This window comes from Limnohabitans sp. Rim28 (genome assembly GCF_000293865.2).
Lineage (GTDB): Bacteria > Pseudomonadota > Gammaproteobacteria > Burkholderiales > Burkholderiaceae_C > Limnohabitans_A.
Genome location: NZ_ALKN02000008.1, coordinates 84,568 through 101,729, shown reverse-complemented (window position 1 = coordinate 101,729; position 17,162 = coordinate 84,568). Strand labels below are relative to the sequence as shown.

At 57.2% G+C, this 17,162-nt stretch carries 19 protein-coding genes and 1 tRNA gene; 7 read left to right on the top strand and 13 right to left on the bottom strand.

What is annotated here, in order from left to right:
* Position 1: 1 nt before the first annotated feature.
* From B472_RS10720 to B472_RS10705, 4 genes are read left to right on the top strand one after another with little or no spacing between them, the layout of a single operon-like run.
* Positions 2-814, top strand: coding sequence for an A24 family peptidase (locus B472_RS10720; protein ID WP_019426383.1), 813 nt, complete (start codon positions 2-4; stop codon positions 812-814).
* A gap of 9 nt (positions 815-823) precedes the next feature.
* On the top strand, positions 824-1,462 hold the full coding sequence (gene coaE / locus B472_RS10715; protein WP_019426382.1) for a dephospho-CoA kinase: 639 nt from the start codon (positions 824-826) through the stop codon (positions 1,460-1,462).
* Between the two features lie 22 nt (positions 1,463-1,484).
* Complete coding sequence (gene zapD / locus B472_RS10710) at positions 1,485-2,240, top strand: cell division protein ZapD (RefSeq protein WP_019426381.1); 756 nt, start codon at positions 1,485-1,487, stop codon at positions 2,238-2,240.
* Positions 2,237-2,452 carry a DNA gyrase inhibitor YacG gene (locus B472_RS10705; RefSeq protein ID WP_019426380.1) on the top strand — a complete coding sequence of 72 codons (216 nt, stop codon included), beginning with the start codon at positions 2,237-2,239 and terminating at the stop codon, positions 2,450-2,452. The genes zapD and B472_RS10705 overlap by 4 nt, the downstream gene beginning before the upstream one ends.
* Before the next feature lie 8 nt (positions 2,453-2,460).
* Here the strand turns inward: B472_RS10705 and B472_RS10700 are convergent, their stop codons facing one another.
* The 4 genes from B472_RS10700 to secA all read right to left on the bottom strand — a co-directional run bounded on the left by B472_RS10700 (position 2,461) and on the right by secA (position 7,887).
* A complete protein-coding gene (locus B472_RS10700) occupies positions 2,461-2,943 on the bottom strand; it encodes an NUDIX domain-containing protein (RefSeq protein WP_019426379.1) in 483 nt (160 codons plus the stop codon).
* Entirely contained in the window at positions 2,940-3,830 is an 891-nt protein-coding gene (locus tag B472_RS10695) for an ATP-binding protein (RefSeq protein ID WP_019426378.1), read from the bottom strand. The genes B472_RS10700 and B472_RS10695 overlap by 4 nt, the downstream gene beginning before the upstream one ends.
* The gene (gene argJ / locus B472_RS10690) at positions 3,827-5,056 is read right to left on the bottom strand and encodes a bifunctional glutamate N-acetyltransferase/amino-acid acetyltransferase ArgJ (RefSeq protein WP_019426377.1); all 1,230 of its coding nucleotides are present in this window, start codon (positions 5,054-5,056) and stop codon (positions 3,827-3,829) included. Before argJ ends, B472_RS10695 begins: the two co-directional genes overlap by 4 nt.
* An 83-nt stretch (positions 5,057-5,139) precedes the next feature.
* On the bottom strand, positions 5,140-7,887 hold the full coding sequence (gene secA, locus B472_RS10685) for a preprotein translocase subunit SecA (protein ID WP_019426376.1): 2,748 nt from the start codon (positions 7,885-7,887) through the stop codon (positions 5,140-5,142).
* A 230-nt stretch (positions 7,888-8,117) separates the two neighbouring features.
* Here secA and B472_RS10680 point away from each other — a divergent pair, with 230 nt between their 5' ends.
* Positions 8,118-8,420 (top strand): hypothetical protein, encoded by a 303-nt coding sequence (locus tag B472_RS10680; protein ID WP_019426375.1) that lies wholly within the window; start codon positions 8,118-8,120, stop codon positions 8,418-8,420.
* Positions 8,421-8,483: 63 nt separating this feature from the next.
* On the opposite strand, the gene B472_RS10675 is transcribed toward B472_RS10680, so the two are convergent.
* From B472_RS10675 to petA, 6 genes are all read right to left on the bottom strand, one after another.
* Positions 8,484-8,559, bottom strand: a tRNA-Thr gene (locus B472_RS10675).
* Positions 8,560-8,613: 54 nt separating this feature from the next.
* The gene (locus B472_RS10670) at positions 8,614-9,066 is read right to left on the bottom strand and encodes a ClpXP protease specificity-enhancing factor (protein ID WP_019426374.1); all 453 of its coding nucleotides are present in this window, start codon (positions 9,064-9,066) and stop codon (positions 8,614-8,616) included.
* Positions 9,067-9,108: 42 nt separating this feature from the next.
* Complete coding sequence (locus tag B472_RS10665; protein WP_019426373.1) at positions 9,109-9,720, bottom strand: glutathione S-transferase N-terminal domain-containing protein; 612 nt, start codon at positions 9,718-9,720, stop codon at positions 9,109-9,111.
* A 91-nt stretch (positions 9,721-9,811) separates the two neighbouring features.
* Positions 9,812-10,576: a cytochrome c1 gene (locus B472_RS10660; protein WP_019426372.1), complete on the bottom strand. Its 765-nt coding sequence runs from the start codon at positions 10,574-10,576 to the stop codon at positions 9,812-9,814.
* Positions 10,577-10,596: 20 nt separating this feature from the next.
* The gene (locus tag B472_RS10655; RefSeq protein WP_026039436.1) at positions 10,597-12,006 is read right to left on the bottom strand and encodes a cytochrome bc complex cytochrome b subunit; all 1,410 of its coding nucleotides are present in this window, start codon (positions 12,004-12,006) and stop codon (positions 10,597-10,599) included.
* Positions 12,007-12,017: 11 nt separating this feature from the next.
* Positions 12,018-12,614, bottom strand: coding sequence for a ubiquinol-cytochrome c reductase iron-sulfur subunit (gene petA, locus B472_RS10650; protein ID WP_019426370.1), 597 nt, complete (start codon positions 12,612-12,614; stop codon positions 12,018-12,020).
* 138 nt (positions 12,615-12,752) lie between these two features.
* Here petA and mscL point away from each other — a divergent pair, with 138 nt between their 5' ends.
* On the top strand, positions 12,753-13,184 hold the full coding sequence (mscL, locus tag B472_RS10645; RefSeq protein WP_026039435.1) for a large conductance mechanosensitive channel protein MscL: 432 nt from the start codon (positions 12,753-12,755) through the stop codon (positions 13,182-13,184).
* Positions 13,185-13,227: 43 nt separating this feature from the next.
* Here mscL and pdxA read toward each other — a convergent pair whose 3' ends face one another.
* Entirely contained in the window at positions 13,228-14,286 is a 1,059-nt protein-coding gene (gene pdxA / locus B472_RS10640; protein WP_019426368.1) for a 4-hydroxythreonine-4-phosphate dehydrogenase PdxA, read from the bottom strand.
* A 15-nt stretch (positions 14,287-14,301) separates the two neighbouring features.
* On the bottom strand, positions 14,302-15,054 hold the full coding sequence (locus B472_RS10635) for a Nif3-like dinuclear metal center hexameric protein (protein WP_019426367.1): 753 nt from the start codon (positions 15,052-15,054) through the stop codon (positions 14,302-14,304).
* A 98-nt stretch (positions 15,055-15,152) separates the two neighbouring features.
* Between B472_RS10635 and B472_RS10630 the strand changes: the two genes are divergently transcribed.
* Entirely contained in the window at positions 15,153-16,313 is a 1,161-nt protein-coding gene (locus B472_RS10630; protein WP_019426366.1) for a S1C family serine protease, read from the top strand.
* A gap of 17 nt (positions 16,314-16,330) precedes the next feature.
* On the opposite strand, the gene tatC is transcribed toward B472_RS10630, so the two are convergent.
* Entirely contained in the window at positions 16,331-17,122 is a 792-nt protein-coding gene (gene tatC, locus B472_RS10625) for a twin-arginine translocase subunit TatC (RefSeq protein ID WP_019426365.1), read from the bottom strand.
* Positions 17,123-17,162 lie beyond the last annotated feature (40 nt).

Below are 17,162 nucleotides of genomic sequence, written 5' to 3'. Positions count from 1 at the left end.
CATGATCGAAGGCGTTTTGGCACTGGGTTTGGCAGGCTTGCTGGGCCTGATGGTTGGCAGCTTTCTGAACGTGGTGATTCACCGCCTGCCGCTGATGCTGCAGGCCCAGTGGGACGCCGAAACCACAGCCCAACCCCTTGAAACGCGCCCTTTCAATTTGGCTGTACCGCGCTCCCATTGCCCACAGTGCCAACACCCCCTGCGATGGCATGAAAACATCCCGCTGCTCAGCTTCATCGCCTTGCGTGGGCGTTGCGCCCACTGCCGAGCGCCCATCCGCTGGCGATACCCGGCCATCGAACTGATCACAGCGGGCTTGTTCATCGGGTTGGTGGCCAAACACGGCTGGGGTTTCGAGGCCTTGGCTTGGGCTGGGTTTTCGGCGGCCCTGGTGGCCCTGGCGGCCATCGATGCCGACACGCGTTTGTTGCCCGATGCCATCACCCAACCCTTGGTTTGGGCCGGCTTGCTGGCTTCGAGCCTGGGTCTTTCAGGGATCGGCTTGAACGAGTCTCTTTGGGGCGCCGCAGGTGGCTACTTGTTTTTGTGGTCCGTTTTTTGGCTGTTCAAGGGACTGACGGGCAAAGAGGGCATGGGGCAAGGTGATTTCAAACTGCTGGCAGGTCTAGGGGCTTGGTTGGGCTGGCCAGCATTGCTCTCTTTGGTGCTGATTGCATCCCTCACGGGAATTTTGGGCGGCTTGGGTCTCAAATGGCGAGGCCGATTGCCTGAGAATGGCGAATTGGCATTCGGACCCTACCTCGTCTTGGCGGGCTTGTGGGTCATGGCTTTTGGCAACCTCCCCAGGATTTAATCGGAACACATGACCTGCATGATGACTCCAGAAACGACTCAACGCACATGGCGTCTCGGACTCACGGGCGGCATTGGCAGCGGTAAAAGCACGGTGGCTCACATGCTTGCCACACGCGGTGCTGCTTTGATCGACGCGGACGCGATTTCACGCGGCCTGACGGCTCCGGGCGGTCGGGCCATGGCCGCGATTGCCCAAAACTTTGGACCGCACATGGTCGACGTTCATGGCGCCATGGACCGCCAAGCCATGCGCACTTTGGTATTTCAAAACCCCCAAGCCAAACAACAACTGGAAGCGATCATTCACCCTTTGGTCAGCCAGATCACCGACGAACAAATCCAAGCAGCGGTGCAAGGTGGTCGGCGCGTGTTGGTGTTTGACGTGCCCTTGCTGGTCGAGTCGGGCGAACGCTGGCGCAAAAAGGTGGACAAAGTCATTCTGGTGGACTGCGATGTCGATACCCAGCGGCACAGGGTCATGAGCCGAAGTGGCCTGGCCGCCGAAGAAATCGACCGCATCATCGCCCTGCAAGCCACCCGTGCGCAGCGCCTGGCATGCGCCGATGTGGTGATCTTCAATCAGGGCTTGAGCCTGACCGAATTGGACGCCCAAGTGGCTCAATTGGCTGCTGACTTCGGGCTATGATGGTGACATTGGAATACGCCGCGTGATACTGTACGAATACCCCTTCAACGAACGCATTCGCACTTACCTGCGCTTGCAACAATTGTTCAACCGCTTGGGCCAGTTGATGGGTCGCACAGACGCGTTGGACCACCACTTTGCACTGACCACTTTGTTCGAAATCATCGAAGTGGCTTCACGCTCGGAACTCAAAGCCGATGTGCTCAAAGACCTGGAGCGCCAAAAACAGCTTTACAACGGCTACCGAGGCAACCCTGCCATTTCTGAAAAGGCCCTGGAAGGTCTGATCGCCCAACTTGACGAACACTTTGACGCGCTCAACCAAGTCAGCGGCAGGATTGGCCAAAGTCTGAATGACAACGACTTTTTGATGGCCCTGCGAAGCCGCGCTGTGATCCCAGGCGGCACCTGCGAGTTTGACCTGCCCGCCTACCATGCGTGGCAACACCACGAAGCGACCAGCCGCAGCCAAGATCTTTCACAATGGGTCGCACCTTTTGGCCCCTTGGCGCAAGCTGTCAAACTGCTGCTGCAAATGCTGCGGGAATCCGGCTCCAGCCAAAAAGTCATGGCCACGGCCGGACAGCTGCAACAAAACCTGCCGCAAGGGCGCACTTTTCAATTGCTGCGCCTCAAAATCGATCCATCGCTTGGCATCACCCCAGAGATCAGTTGCAACCGATTGCTGGTGGTGATCCGCATGCAGCGCCAGCAAAGCGACGGCAAACTGGTGGCCACCACAGAAGATGTGCCTTTTGAGATGTCTTTGTGCGCATGAGTGAATCGAAGCCGCCCCCAGAATTCACGCCCCGCAAGGTGCGTTGCCCTGGCTGCGCGGGCACCAGCATTTACAGCCCACACAACCCCTACCGACCGTTTTGCAGCGCCCGTTGCAAGGGCGTCGACTTGGGCGCCTGGGCCAGCGAAGAATTCAAGCTGCCCGACGACACCCCACCCGACGAGCCTTTTGGCGATCCGCGCTTGCAATGACGTGAAACTCAGGCGTGCGTGGGGCCTGTGAATTGCCGCTCTTGGGCCAACCAGGACAACACTGGGATGGTGCCCGGCAGCACTGGCGCCACGGCCACAGGCAAAGTCTGCCAAGCGTGTGATTGCGCTTCGCGCATTTGCAACTCACCCTGCCAATCCCACACCTTGCAAAAGTGCAGCCGTACCAGTGCGTGCGGGTAGTCGACCATCTGGGTTTTCCACACCTGCGCTGGCCCTATGGTGATGCCCAGCTCTTCTTGAAGTTCACGCCGCAGCGCCTGTTCGACCGACTCGCCGGCCTCCAGCTTGCCGCCCGGGAATTCCCAGTAAGCTGCATACACCTTGCCCTCTGGGCGCGAGGTGAGCAAGAAATGGCCATCGGCTTGCAGCAACACGCCCACCGCCACATCGACCACGGCACGCTCAGCCTGAATGGCGCTCAGGTCTTCGCGCGGGCGGTCGCCATCGGCCACCAACAAACCAGCGCTCATGCCGGATCGGCTTGGCGGCCCATCATGTCCCGCGCAAACTGGTAGGCCACTCGGCCGCTGCGCGAGCCGCGCTCCAAGGCCCAGAGCAAAGCGTCTGGGCGGGCAGCTTCAATTTGGGCAGACGTGGCGCCCAAAGCGCTGAGCCACTGCCCGGCAATGGTCAGGTATTCGTCTTGAGAGAAGGGGTAAAAACTGATCCACAGGCCAAAGCGTTCGGACAGGGAAATTTTTTCCTCCACACCTTCACCCGGGTGCACTTCGCCGTCGTCGGTGTGCTTGTAGGTGAGGTTCTCGCTCATGTATTCGGGCAGCAGGTGCCGGCGGTTGCTGGTGGCATACACCAGCACATTGGGTGTTGAGGCCGCCACGGTGCCGTCCAAAATGGACTTGAGCGCTTTGTAGCCGGGCTCGCCATCTTCAAAGCTCAGGTCGTCGCAATAGACCACGAATTTTTCGGGGCGGCCCGCCACCACTTCGATGATGTCGGGCAAGTCGGTCAGGTCTTCCTTGTCCACCTCAATCAGGCGCAAACCCTGAGGTGCGTAGGTGTTCAGGCACGCCTTGATGAGCGAGGACTTGCCGGTACCGCGTGCGCCCGTGAGCAACACATTGTTGGCCGGCCGACCGTGTACAAATTGCTCGGTGTTGCGCTGCAGCTTTTCTTTTTGATCGTCGATTTCCTTGAGGTCAGCCAAGGTCATGGCCGCCACATGGCGCACTGGCTCGAGCACGCCGTGACCAGACGAGCGCTTGCGGTAACGCCAGGCAATGGCCTGTGTCCAGTCGGGTGCCGACAAGGGCTGGGGCAAGACGGATTCAATGCGGTCCACCAGTTGGCTGACTTTGGCCAACAGCTGATCCAGGGCTGAGGTAGCAGGAGAGTTCATGAACGGTAATCCGCGTTGATGGTGACGTAATCGTGGCTGAGGTCGCAGGTCCACACGGTGTCGCTGGCCGTACCCCGGCCCAGGCCCACGCGCACGGTGATCTCGCTGCCCTTCATGACACGCTGGCCGTCTTCTTCGCGGTACTCGGCGCGGCGGCCACCTTGCGAGACCACGTGCACATCGTCCAGGTGCAGCTCGATCAGGCCTTGGTCCAAATCATCGATGCCCGCATAACCCACGGCGGCCAAAATGCGGCCGAGATTGGGGTCGCTGGCAAAGAAAGCGGTTTTGACCAAGGGGGAATGCGCAATGGCGTAGGCCACCTGGCGGCATTCCTCGCCCGTGCGTCCACCTTCAACCTGAACCGTGATGAATTTGGTCGCGCCCTCGCCATCGCGCACGATGGCGTGCGCCAACTGGCGGGCCACTTGCATCAAGCCCTTGAGCAAGGCCTGACCATCGGCGCTGTTCAGTGCGGTGATGGGCGCGTGACCGGCCTGGTGCGTGGCGATCAGCATGAAAGAATCGTTGGTCGAGGTGTCACCGTCGATGGTGATGCGGTTGAAAGACCCATCGGCGAGCTGTTTGGCCAATGCGGGCAACAAGGCAGGGGCGATGCAGGCATCGGTGGCCACAAAACCCAGCATGGTGGCCATGTTGGGACGGATCATGCCCGCACCCTTGCTGATGCCCGTGATGTTCACGGCCTTGCCGCCCACTTGCACCTGCACGCTGGCTGCTTTGGGCACGGTGTCGGTGGTCATGATGCCTTCGGCCGCGGCGGCCCAATGGGCGGCTTGTGCGTCGGCCAGGGCGAAAGGCAGCCCCGCCACGATGCGGTCCACGGGCAAGGGCTCCATGATCACACCGGTCGAAAACGGCAGCACTTGCGCAGGGGTGCAGTGCAACAAGCCGGCCAGGGCCTCGCACGTCTGGCGGGCATGGGCCAAGCCCGGCGCACCCGTGCCTGCGTTGGCGTTGCCGGTGTTGATGACCAAGGCGCGCACCGCGCTGCCTGCGTCCAGGTGCTCACGACAAACCTGCACTGGGGCTGCGCAAAAACGGTTGCGGGTGAAGACGCCTGCCACGCTGGCGCCTTCGTCCAGCAAAAACACCGTCAGGTCTTTGCGATTGGCTTTGCGAACACCCGCTTGGGCGATGCCAATGCGCACGCCGGCAATGGGGCTCAGTTGCGCGGGGTCCAGTGGGGGGAGATTCACGGGCATAAACTTCCTTCAGGAAAACACAGGGTATTGCAGTCGACTCACAGACGAAACGGGCCGAAGCCCGTTTTTTTGGTTCGCTTCGATCAAGCGAGTTTGCCGTGGCAGTGTTTGTACTTTTTGCCACTGCCACAAGGACAAGGGTCATTGCGCCCCACCGGGCCATAAGCTTGCTGCAAGCCCGCCAGATCGGCGGCCACAGTTTGTGGCTGTCCGGTTTCGTCCGGGGCGCTGTAAGTCACGTTGCTGATCTGCTCGGCACGCTCCTCAATCGCTTGAGCAGCTTGCTGGATCTGGTCACTCGACTCGATGCGCACCGTCATCAACGTGCGGGTGACTTCGTTCTTGACGCCATCGAGCAACTGACCAAACAACTCAAACGCTTCGCGTTTGTACTCTTGCTTGGGTTGTTTTTGAGCATAACCACGCAAGTGAATGCCCTGACGCAGATAGTCCAAGGAGCTCAGGTGCTCACGCCAATGGGTATCGATGCTTTGCAGCAAAATCATGCGCTCGAAAGAGACAAAACTGTCAGTGCCCGCTTGGTCCAACTTGGCTTGGAACTGGGCATGGGCAGCCGTCACCACCATCTCGAGAATGTCTTCCTCTGAAATGGCATTGGAATCCTGCACCTTGGCTTGGAGTTCCAGCTGGATGCCCCAATCTTCGGCCAGCACTTTCTCAAGGCCAGGCAAGTCCCACTGCTCTTCCACCGATTCAACGGGCACATACTGGCGCACCAAATCGGTAAAGCAACCCTCGCGCAAAGCCGAGATCTGGCCGTGCATGTCTTGGGCGTCCAAGATGTCGTTACGCTGTTGGTAAATCACCTTGCGCTGGTCGTTGGACACATCGTCGTATTCCAACAATTGCTTGCGGATGTCGAAGTTACGGGCCTCGACTTTGCGCTGGGCACTTTCGATGCTGCGCGTCACGATGCCCGCTTCGATGGCCTCGCCCTCGGGCATTTTCAAGCGGTCCATGATCGAGCGCACCCGGTCGCCCGCAAAAATTCGCATCAGCGGATCGTCCAGGCTCAAGTAGAAGCGCGACGAACCTGGATCGCCCTGACGCCCAGAGCGACCCCGCAGCTGGTTGTCAATGCGGCGTGACTCATGACGCTCGGTGGCAATGATGCGCAGCCCACCCAAAGCCTTGACCTGCTCGTGCACCACTTTCCACTGTTCACGGAGTTGGGCGATCTGGGCATCACGAACATTCGGTGGCAAGGCCTCATTGTTTTCAATGGCCTGCACATCTTTTTCGATGTTGCCACCCAACACGATGTCGGTGCCACGACCTGCCATGTTGGTGGCAATCGTGATCATGCCGGGACGACCCGCTTGGGCCACGATATCGGCCTCTCGGGCGTGTTGCTTGGCGTTCAGCACCTGATGCGGCAACTTGTGTTGGGTCAGCAGCTGGGCAATCAGCTCGGAATTTTCAATCGATGTTGTGCCCACCAAGACAGGTTGACCGCGCTCGTGGCATTCGCGGATATCGGCAATGGCCGCGTTGTAACGTTCTTGCGAGGTCTTGTAGACACGGTCCAGTTGGTCTTCCCGTTGGCTCTTGCGGTGCGGTGGAACGACCACCGTCTCAAGGCCATAAATCTCCTGGAACTCATAGGCTTCGGTGTCGGCCGTGCCCGTCATGCCACCGATCTTGTTGTAAAGGCGGAAATAGTTCTGGAACGTGATGGATGCCATGGTCTGGTTTTCAGCCTGGATCTGCACGCCCTCTTTGGCCTCAACGGCTTGGTGGAGTCCATCACTCCAGCGTCGCCCGGTCATCAATCGCCCCGTGAACTCGTCGACGATCACGATCTCGCCCTCCTGCACCACATAGTGTTGGTCCCGGTGGTAAAGGTGGCGCGCGCGCAAAGCCGCATTCAAATGGTGCATCAACGTGATGTTGGCCGGGTCATACAGGCTGGCGCCTTCAGGGATCAAACCCATCTGAGACAGCACAGCCTCGGCTTTTTCGTGGCCGTCTTCGGTCAAGAACACTTGGTGCGATTTTTCATCCACCGTGAAGTCACCGGGCGTGATGATGCCCTCACCTGTGCGAGGGTCAGCTTCACCCTCTTGCCGGCTGAGCAAGGGCACCACCTGATTCATGGCCATGTAAGTGGCTGTGTGGTCTTCGGCTTGTCCACTGATGATCAAAGGCGTGCGTGCCTCATCGATCAAGATGGAATCCACTTCGTCGATGATGGCGAAGTTCAAGGGGCGCTGAACACGGTCATGGGCTTCATAGACCATGTTGTCGCGCAGGTAATCGAATCCGTACTCGTTGTTGGTGCCGTAAGTGATGTCAGAGTTATAAGCCGCTTGCTTTTCTTCGCGTGGCAACTGAGGCAAGTTGATGCCCACGGTCAAGCCCAAAAAGTTGTACAGCTTGCCCATCCACTGGGCATCTCGGCTGGCCAAGTAATCGTTCACGGTGACCACGTGCACGCCCTTGCAGGCAATGGCATTGAGGTATGCGGGCAGCGTGGAAGTCAGGGTTTTACCCTCACCCGTTCGCATCTCTGCAATCTTGCCGTTGTGCAAGGCGATGCCGCCTGCCAACTGCACGTCAAAGTGGCGCATTTTCATGACGCGCTTGGAGCCCTCGCGCACCACTGCAAAAGCCTCAGGCAGCAAGGCATCCAAACTCTCACCGGCAGCTGCACGGTCGCGAAAGTTTTGGGTTTTGGCCCGCAGCTCATCATCGCTCAGGCTTTCGAGGCCAGCCTCCAGGGCATTGATGCGATCAACCGTTTTGCGGTATTGCTTGAGCAACCGATCGTTGCGGCTGCCGAAAATTTTGGTGAGGAATGGGATGGCCATGTCAATTTGATCCACCCACAGCGCAGTTGCCGTCAGTGAGACCGTCTATCCTGTCTTGTAATGCGTTTCACGAAAAAGGGCGACACAGACAAGCTGTTGTTTCACCCTGACAAGCCAGCCCAATGGGCAACTTGAACAACTTGAACATTTTAGCGCTTGGATGCTCATCATTGAACCATTGACTTACGCTGCCCCCACCTGCTGGATAATGGTTGTTAACCCTTTACACCATGCAAAGACGCCATCAAGCCATTCCTTTACAACAAGCGGCTCAGGAATCTCCTGCCTTGGCCTCACTGATGGGCCGTGTGCGTGACTCATCTCTTCGCCTTCAAGCCGTCAAAAGTTTGTTGCCTGCGCCTTTGCGCACCAGTATTCAGGCCGGCCCCCTTGAGGATGGCTGCTGGTGCCTCTTGGTCTCGTCCAATGCCGTTGCAGCCAAGTTGAGACAACTGGTCCCTGCTTTACAAGCGCATTTGAGTCAACAGAACATGGGCGTGACCACGATCCGCGTCAAAGTGCAAAACAGCTGAACTGAGGCTTTGCGAAACCCCCATGAAAAAAGCCCTGATCTTTGGAGATCAGGGCTGCAATGATGGTGCCGCTTGTCGGATTCGAACTGACGACCTACCGCTTACAAGGCGGGTGCTCTACCAACTGAGCTAAAGCGGCACGGGCTGAATTCTAACTTGCCCAAAGCCGATCTTGGGGCCAAGGCACAATTTTTTATTTGATTCTTTTCAGCGCTGGACGAGGTGATGAAGGGGGCGTTGGCGCAGGTGGCAAACCGCTCTCCTCAGGTTGCGCCAACTCTTGCGTTTCAACCGCCGACAAGGTCGCAGATTCAGCAGGCTCATCGCTGACCGGAAAGGCCATACCTTGGCCGTTTTCACGGGCGTAGATGGCCATGACCCGGTGGATGGGAACCATGATCTCCCTCGGCTTGCCACCAAAACGCGCCTTGAATTCAATGAAGTCGTTACCCAACTTGAGTGAACTGGTGGCATCCATGCTGACATTCAGCACAATTTCGCCACCTTGCACGTATTCGCGCGGCACCTGTACGGAAGCATCGACTTTGACGGCCACGTATGGCGTGAAACCATTTTCAGAGCACCAATCGTACAAAGCACGAATGAGGTAAGGCCTCGTCGATGGCAGTTCCGTGTTGCTGATCATGCTGGTTCCTTTGCCTGCATCGTTGACCTGTCAAAGTTCAAATCACTTGCGCATGACCTTTTCCGAAGGCGTGAGCGCTTCGATATAAGCCGGACGAGAAAAAATACGCTCTGCATACTTGAGCAAGGGGGCCGCGTTCTTGCTCAGCTCGATGCCGTAATAGTCAAGGCGCCACAACAAAGGCGCAATGGCAACGTCCAGCATGGAGAAGTTGTCACCCAACATGAACTTGTTCTTCAGGAAGACAGGTGCCAATTGTGTCAAACGATCACGGATGTGTGAACGCGCCTTTTCGAGTGCCTTGTCATTGCCCTTGAGCGAGCGGTTTTCCAAGGTCAACACATGCGCAAAAAGTTCTTTTTCGAAATTGAGCAAGAAAAGACGAACGCGTGCGCGGTCAACCGGGTCACCGGGCATCAACTGGGGGTGGGGAAAGCGCTCATCGATGTACTCGTTGATGATGTTTGACTCGTACAAGATCAGGTCGCGCTCTACCAAGATAGGCACTTGCCCATAAGGATTCATCACGTTGATGTCTTCAGGCTTGTTGTACAAGTCCACATCGCGGATTTCGAAATCCATGCCTTTTTCAAACAGCACAAAGCGGCAGCGGTGAGAAAAAGGACAAGTCGTTCCGGAATAAAGCACCATCATGGTGGAGGCTCCTCAAAAAATCAAAAAGAGTGGGAGGCTCCAAAGCCTGCCACTCCAAAGGACCCGGCTCGAAGGCCGGGTGAAAGATCAATTACTTGACGTCTTTCCAGTATGCCGCATTCAAACGCCAAGCAATGAAAGTAAAGAATGACAAGAAAATCAGAACCCAGACGCCGATTTGCACACGGGTGTTTTGCGCTGGCTCGGCCATCCACTGCATGTAGCCGACCAAGTCACCAATGGCTTGATCGTATTCCAGAGGGGTCATCGTGCCAGGCTTGGTTTGTTTCCAGCCCTTGAAGATTTGGACTTTTTGGCCCTTTTCTTCTTTTTCTTCGAAGATGGGCTCGCGCTCACCTTGAAGTTCCCACAGGGGGTTGGGCATGCCCACATTGGGGTAAGCGAGGTTGTTCCAACCGGTCGGCTTGGACTCATCGCGGTGGTAGGTGCGCAGATAAGTGTAGAGGTAGTCCGCCCCAGAACCGCCAGGGCCTGAGCGCGAACGTGCCATCAAAGTCAAGTCGGGTGGGTTCTTACCAAACCAATCTTTGGCTTGCACCGGATCCATGGTGACCTTCATGGTGTCACCGACACGGTCGGTGGCAAACATCAGGTTGTCTTTGATTTGCTGATCGGTCAAGCCGATGTCTTTCAGGCGGTTGTAACGCATGAAAGCAGCAGAGTGACAGTTCAGGCAATAGTTGGCAAACAGCTTGGCGCCGTTTTGCAGGGCAGCCAAATCGTTGGTTTTCTTGGGCGCTTTATCCCAGGCAATACCGCCGCCAGCGGCGTGTGCACCAGCCACCATGCCAAGGGCCATCACAAAGCCGAGTGCGAGTTTCTTGAGGTTTTTCATATTCTTGAATCTCCGGGATCTCAGTGAGGCGTGAAGGTGACGCGGTCGGGCACTTGCTTGAATGTGCCCAGCTTGCTCCACCAAGGCATCAACAAGAAGAAGCCGAAATAGAACAGGGTACCCACTTGGGATACGCGCTCACCGATGGGAGAAGGTGGCTTGACACCCAAATAGCCCAGGATCAGGAAGTTGATGACAAACACGGCATACACGTATTTGTGCCAGTCAGGACGGTAGCGGATCGACTTGGCTGGGCTGTAGTCCAACCAAGGCAAGAAGAACAAAATGATCACCGCAGCGCCCATGACCACCACACCCCAGAACTTGGCGTCAATGGACAAAAGCAACACGCAAATCACGATGGTCGCACCCACCAAACCACCTTTGAGCAAAGATGGCAGTTTGCCCTTGGCCACAGCCAAAAACGCACCCACCACCACACACAAGACCAGCACGTACATCATCTCAGTGGTGATGGCACGCAGCATGGAATAGAACGGGGTGAAGTACCAAACCGGTGCAATGTGCAAGGGTGTGGTCAGCGGATCAGCGGGGATGAAGTTGTTGTATTCGAGGAAGTAACCACCGAATTCGGGGGCAAAGAACACCACAGCGCTGAAGGCCATCAGGAACACGCTCACCGAAAGGATGTCGTGCACCGTGTAGTAAGGGTGGAAAGGAATGCCGTCCAGAGGGTTGCCCTTGGCGTCTTTTGGTGCATTGGCCGCCTTGATCTCCACACCATCAGGGTTGTTGGAACCCACTTCATGCAAGGCAATGATGTGCGCCACCACCAGACCCAGCAGGACCAATGGCACCGCAATCACGTGGAAGCTGAAGAAACGGTTCAAAGTGGCGTCGCCCACCACAAAGTCGCCGCGAATCAGCAATGCAAGGTCAGGACCGATCACGGGCACGGCCGAGAACAAGTTCACGATCACCTGAGCGCCCCAATAGGACATCTGGCCCCATGGCAGCAGATAACCCATGAAGGCTTCGGCCATGAGCACCAAGAAAATGGCGCAACCGAAAATCCAGACCAACTCGCGTGGCTTGCGGTATGAACCGTACATCAGGCCCCGGAACATGTGCAGGTACACCACCACAAAGAAGGCCGAAGCACCTGTGGAGTGCATGTAACGGATCAACCAACCCCATGGCACATCGCGCATGATGTATTCGACCGAAGCGAAGGCCAAAGCGGCGTCTGGCTTGTAGTGCATGACCAGAAAAATACCAGTCACGATCTGGATCACCAGCACCAACAGCGACAAAGCACCAAACACATACCAAATGTTCAGGTTTTTCGACGCGTAATACTCTGACAGGTGGTCTTTGTAGAGCTTGGAAGCCGGAAAGCGGTTGTCTACCCAGTTGAGCAGCTTTTCGCCAGCAGGCGCGTTCGGAGAGATTTCTTTGAATTCAGCCATGTTGTTCTCCATCAGGCCTTCTTGTCTTCACCAATGAGCAACTTGGTATCTGACAGGTACATGTGTGGCGGCACTTCGAGGTTATCGGGCGCGGGCTTGTTTTTGAACACGCGGCCGGCGAAGTCAAAGGTAGAACCATGACAGGCGCACAAGAATCCACCATTCCAGTCATCGGGCAGCGATGGCTGTGGGCCTGTCGCGAACTTGTCGGCTGGCGAGCAACCCAAGTGGGTGCAAATGCCGACAGCCACCATGATCTCGGGCTTGATGGAACGGTGCTGGTTTTTCGCGTATTCGGGCGTAGGGTATGCGGTCCGCGCAGAGGTGGGGTCGGCCAACTGAGCTTCGGTTTTCTTCAGGGATTCAATCTGCTCGTTCGAGCGCTTCATGATCCAAACGGGTTTGCCGCGCCATTCGACCGTGAGCTTTTCGCCAGGGTTCAAGGCGGAAATGTCCACCTCAACGGCCGCACCGGCCGCCTTGGCACGTTCGGAGGGTTGGAAACTGCTGACGAAGGGGGTGGCCACGAAGCCAGCGCCTACGGCACCTGCGCAAGTGGAGGCAATCAGCCAAGTCCGCTTGCTGTTGTCGACTGGGGTGTCACTCATAGGAATCCTCTAGCGGGTCGTTATCAGGGTCAACCCGAGATTGTAGCGGAGTGAAACATCCAAGTGACTTACAAGTGGATAGGCCTCACCATGAATGGGTCACAATTGCAGTCCCAAATCAACAATGAGGATTTTTATATGTCATTCATCCAAGAATTCAAAACATTTGCACTCAAAGGCAATGTGGTCGACTTGGCCGTAGGCGTCATCGTCGGCGCTGCTTTTGGAAAGATCGTGGATTCCCTCGTTGCCGATGTCATCATGCCCTTGGTCAGCCTGGTCTTTGGTGGCCTGGACTTTGGCAATTACTATTTGGCACTGTCTGGGCAAGCCGCCAACCTGCCTTTGGCTGAAGCCAAAAAACTCGGCGCGGTCTTTGCATATGGCAACTTTGTCACTGTGGCCTTGAATTTCTTCATATTGGCCTTCATCATTTTCGTGATGGTTCGCCAAATCAACCGCCTCAAGGCGCGTCAGCCGGTTGAAGCCACCCCGGCCAAATCGCCAGAAATCCCGGAAGATGTGATCTTGCTGCGTGAAATCCGCGACAGCCTGAAGCAGAAATCCTGATCACCTGCCCCGTCGTGTTGGAAACGCGCCCACTGGCTAGCGCTCAGTGGGCGGCCAAAACCCTTTGCCGGGCCATGCGAATGGCTTGGATCAGACTGCTCGCATCGGCCTTGCCTTGGCCGGCCAAGTCCATCGCCGTTCCGTGGTCCGGGCTGGTGCGGATCAAGGGCAAGCCCAAGGTGATGTTCACACCTTGCTCTACACCCAAGTACTTCACCGGAATCAAACCTTGGTCGTGGTACATGGCGATCACCGCATCAAACTCGCGTTGACCATCGGCCCTTTGGCGTGCCCGCATGAAAACCGTGTCGGGGGCAAACGGACCCTGCGCATCGATGCCCTCCGCGCGGGCCGCTGACACGCAAGGCTGCAAAATTTCGATTTCTTCTCGACCAAACAGCCCCCCCTCGCCCGCATGAGGATTGACCCCCGCAACGGCGATGCGCGGCTTTCGACCCAGCAAAGGGGTGAGCGCACGGTGAGTGATGCGCAAGGTCTCCAAAACTTGATCCATGGTGATGGCATCCAAAGCCTCACGCAAGGACAGATGGATGCTGACCAACACAACACGGAGTTCATCATTGGCCAGCATCATCCGCACAGGCATTTGTGCCAGCGTCACCCCGGCATGCCGGGCCGACTCGGCCTGCAGCAATTCGGTGTGACCCGGGTATTGATCGTAGGGTGACCCCGCAGCATGCAAAGCCTCTTTGTGCAATGGCGCGGTGACCACGGCCGCAATTTCACCACGCAGCGCTGCACGGGTGGCCCACAACACGGCTTCTCCCGCCAAGCGGCCTGCTCGGGCATCCAGCTGCCCCCATGGCAAATTGGGCGCCACAGGCACCGCCTGCAACACCGGCAAACAACGGGGCGGTACAGCCAAGGCTTGGGCGGGAGACTCGATCTCGCAAACTGGAAAACCAGGCGTCTTTTGCACCAAAGCCATGGCACGCCGCATCAGGCCCACGTCGCCCGCCACAAAACAACCCTGCGTCATTTCGGGCGCAGTGCACCACGCCTTGGCGATGATTTCAGGGCCGATGCCACAAGGGTCACCGGGTGTGATGGCAATGGGGTGCTTCAATTCAGGCCAATTCATACAGCACAGTAGCCCTCAGGCCGGGTTGTCGATCTCGATGAATTGGTGCTCGATGCCCAGCATTTGGGCCACATGCCCCCCCAGCGCAGGGGCACCGTAGCGCTCGGATGCATGGTGGCCACAAGCTAAAAAAGCGACCCCTGTTTCTCGCGCCAAATGCGCCTGCGGCTCGGAGATTTCACCGGTCACAAATGCGTCCACACCTTGCGCAATCGCCGCCTCAAAATAGCCTTGAGCGCCACCCGTGCACCAAGCCACACGTCGCACCGCTTGGTCGCTTCCACCCACGCACGTGACTTGCCGCCCCAAAACACCGGCCACATGGTCGGCCAAATGTTGAGCGCAAGACCAAGGCGCTGATGGCGCGCCCACAAAGCCGAGATCTTGCTCACCGAAACGGCCACTGGTTTGGAAGCCCAGCAAACGACCCAGCTGGGCGTTGTTGCCCAGTTCGGGGTGCGCATCCAGCGGCAGGTGGTAGGCAAAAAGATGGATGCCATGGGCCAGCAACAAACGAAGCCTATCGCGCATCCAGCCCGTGACGCGCCCGTCTTGACCACGCCAGAACAAGCCATGGTGCACCAAAATGGCATCGGCATTGGCCGCAATGGCCGCCTCAATCAAAGCCCGGCTGGCGGTCACGCCACTCACCAAAAGTTTGACCTCACGGTCCCCCTCGACCTGCAAGCCGTTGGGGCCGTAATCGCGGAATTTGTCAGGTTGGAGCAAAGCATCCAAAGCTTGGCCCAGAGTTTTGGCATCGGTCATAGATGATGATTGTGGCTCAGGTGAGCCACTCAGATTCGAATTTGATAAATCAACACCCATGCACTACACAAGACCTGAATCAAGGACAATCTGCAACCATGAAACGAATTTGGTCTTTATTTTCGCAATGGGTCACCGTTTTGTTGGCCATTTGGTTCGTGGTCGCCACTTTACAGCCCGAATGGTTGCGAGGCACCCAAGCCTCCCTGACGGGCATGACCTTGTTGCAAGCCCCGCCTGCTCCCAATGGCACCCGGCCCGTCGGCAGCTTAAGTGCCCCCGCTCAAAAAGCCTCACCAGCGGTGGTCAGCATCAACACCAGCAAGGGCAAAAACAACAACCCCCATGGCCAAGACCCCTGGTTCCGGTTTTTCTATGGCGAACCCGACGAACAAAACCCTGCCGGTTTGGGCAGTGGCGTGATTGTCAGCCCCGAAGGTCACATCCTGACCAACAACCACGTCATAGAAGACGCCGATGACATTGAAGTGGTGCTCAGTGACGGGCGCAAAGCCATGGCCAAAGTGATTGGCACCGACCCCGACACCGACTTGGCGCTGCTGCAAATTCCGCTGACCAACTTGCCCGTCATCGTCTTGGGCCAGACACAGGACATGCAAGTGGGCGATGTGGTGCTGGCCATTGGCAACCCCTTTGGTGTTGGCCAAACCGTGACCTCGGGCATCGTCAGTGCATTGGGCCGCAGCCAACTGGGCATCAACACGTTTGAAAACTTCATCCAAACCGACGCCGCCATCAACCCTGGCAACTCAGGCGGTGCTTTGGTCGATGTGAATGGTCACCTGATGGGCATCAACACCGCGATCTATTCCCGTTCGGGTGGCAGCATGGGCATTGGCTTTGCGATCCCCATTTCAACAGCCAAACAAGTGATGCAAGATTTGCTGAAAAACGGCAAGGTGATTCGCGGCTGGATCGGGGTCGAACCGCAAGACCTGTCCCCGGAGCTGGCTGAAAGCTTCAAACTGCCCTTGGTGGGGCAAAACGCGTTGAAGTCGGGCGTGGTGATCTCTGGTGTTTTACAAAACGGCCCTGCCGCCAAGGCCGGCATTCGCCCGGGCGATGTGATCATCCGTGTGGGCACTCAGCCTGTGAAGAATGTGTCTGATCTGCTCAACCAGGTCGCCAACCTCACACCGGGGGTGCCGGCCGAATTGCTGATCTGGCGCCAACAAGCTCAGTTGTCTTTGCGCCTCACCCCAGCAGAAAGACCTGCACCCAAACGCCAAGCCCGTTGAAGGCCAGCGCTGGGCAATTAAGCCGATTCGTCGGCTGCTGCGTCAGGCGCTTGGGTGTTTTTGATGAAGATTTGTGCGGCCCAGATGCCCAACTCATAAAGCAAGCACATGGGAATGGCCAGGGCCAACTGCGAGACCACATCGGGCGGCGTGACCACAGCAGCGATCACAAAGGCAAGTACCACAAAGTAGCCCCGAAACTCTTTGAGCTTCTCTACGGTCACCACATTCATGCGGGCCAAGACCACCACAGCCACTGGCACCTCAAAAGCCAAGCCAAAAGCCAGGAACATGGACAGCACAAAGCTCAGATAGGCCTCAATGTCAGGCGCAGCGGTGATGCTCTTGGGGGCGAAGCTCTGGATGAAACTGAACACCTGGCCAAACACAAAGAAATAACAAAAAGCCACCCCGATGAAAAACAGCAAGGTGCTGGACACCACCAAAGGCATGACCAGCTTCTTTTCATGGCTGTAAAGACCGGGCGCAATGAAGGCCCAGAGTTGGTACAAAACCACTGGCAAAGCAATGAGAAAGGCGCTCATCAGCAAAATTTTGAGCGGCACCATGAAAGGCGAAATCACCGAAGTCGCGATCAGCGTCGCGCCTTTGGGCAAATGCACCACCAAAGGGGCGGCCAAAATGTCATACAGATTGCCGGGCCCTGGGTAAATCGCCAAAGCAGCGGCAGCCAGCGCCACGGCCGCCACAGCCCACATCAATCTGTCTCGCAACTCGATCAAATGCGCCACAAAAGGTTGCTCTGAACCTTTGAGTTCGTCGTCGGGCTGGGAAGGGGTTTCAGACATGGGATGGCTCAGTCAAACGGGCGCACAACAAGCGCGCCAG

Coding starts and splice junctions, on each gene's coding strand:
- B472_RS10660 (WP_019426372.1), bottom strand. CDS start 10,576: ATGAAAAACCTCAAGAAACTCGCACTCGGCTTTGTGATGGCCCTTGGC.
- B472_RS10630 (WP_019426366.1), top strand. CDS start 15,153: ATGAAACGAATTTGGTCTTTATTTTCGCAATGGGTCACCGTTTTGTTG.
- B472_RS10720 (WP_019426383.1), top strand. CDS start 2: ATGATCGAAGGCGTTTTGGCACTGGGTTTGGCAGGCTTGCTGGGCCTG.
- B472_RS10700 (WP_019426379.1), bottom strand. CDS start 2,943: ATGAGCGCTGGTTTGTTGGTGGCCGATGGCGACCGCCCGCGCGAAGAC.
- coaE (WP_019426382.1), top strand. CDS start 824: ATGACCTGCATGATGACTCCAGAAACGACTCAACGCACATGGCGTCTC.
- B472_RS10635 (WP_019426367.1), bottom strand. CDS start 15,054: ATGACCGATGCCAAAACTCTGGGCCAAGCTTTGGATGCTTTGCTCCAA.
- B472_RS10680 (WP_019426375.1), top strand. CDS start 8,118: ATGCAAAGACGCCATCAAGCCATTCCTTTACAACAAGCGGCTCAGGAA.
- tatC (WP_019426365.1), bottom strand. CDS start 17,122: ATGTCTGAAACCCCTTCCCAGCCCGACGACGAACTCAAAGGTTCAGAG.
- mscL (WP_026039435.1), top strand. CDS start 12,753: ATGTCATTCATCCAAGAATTCAAAACATTTGCACTCAAAGGCAATGTG.
- B472_RS10665 (WP_019426373.1), bottom strand. CDS start 9,720: ATGATGGTGCTTTATTCCGGAACGACTTGTCCTTTTTCTCACCGCTGC.
- B472_RS10655 (WP_026039436.1), bottom strand. CDS start 12,006: ATGGCTGAATTCAAAGAAATCTCTCCGAACGCGCCTGCTGGCGAAAAG.
- B472_RS10695 (WP_019426378.1), bottom strand. CDS start 3,830: ATGAACTCTCCTGCTACCTCAGCCCTGGATCAGCTGTTGGCCAAAGTC.
- B472_RS10670 (WP_019426374.1), bottom strand. CDS start 9,066: ATGATCAGCAACACGGAACTGCCATCGACGAGGCCTTACCTCATTCGT.
- B472_RS10705 (WP_019426380.1), top strand. CDS start 2,237: ATGAGTGAATCGAAGCCGCCCCCAGAATTCACGCCCCGCAAGGTGCGT.
- petA (WP_019426370.1), bottom strand. CDS start 12,614: ATGAGTGACACCCCAGTCGACAACAGCAAGCGGACTTGGCTGATTGCC.
- pdxA (WP_019426368.1), bottom strand. CDS start 14,286: ATGAATTGGCCTGAATTGAAGCACCCCATTGCCATCACACCCGGTGAC.
- secA (WP_019426376.1), bottom strand. CDS start 7,887: ATGGCCATCCCATTCCTCACCAAAATTTTCGGCAGCCGCAACGATCGG.
- argJ (WP_019426377.1), bottom strand. CDS start 5,056: ATGCCCGTGAATCTCCCCCCACTGGACCCCGCGCAACTGAGCCCCATT.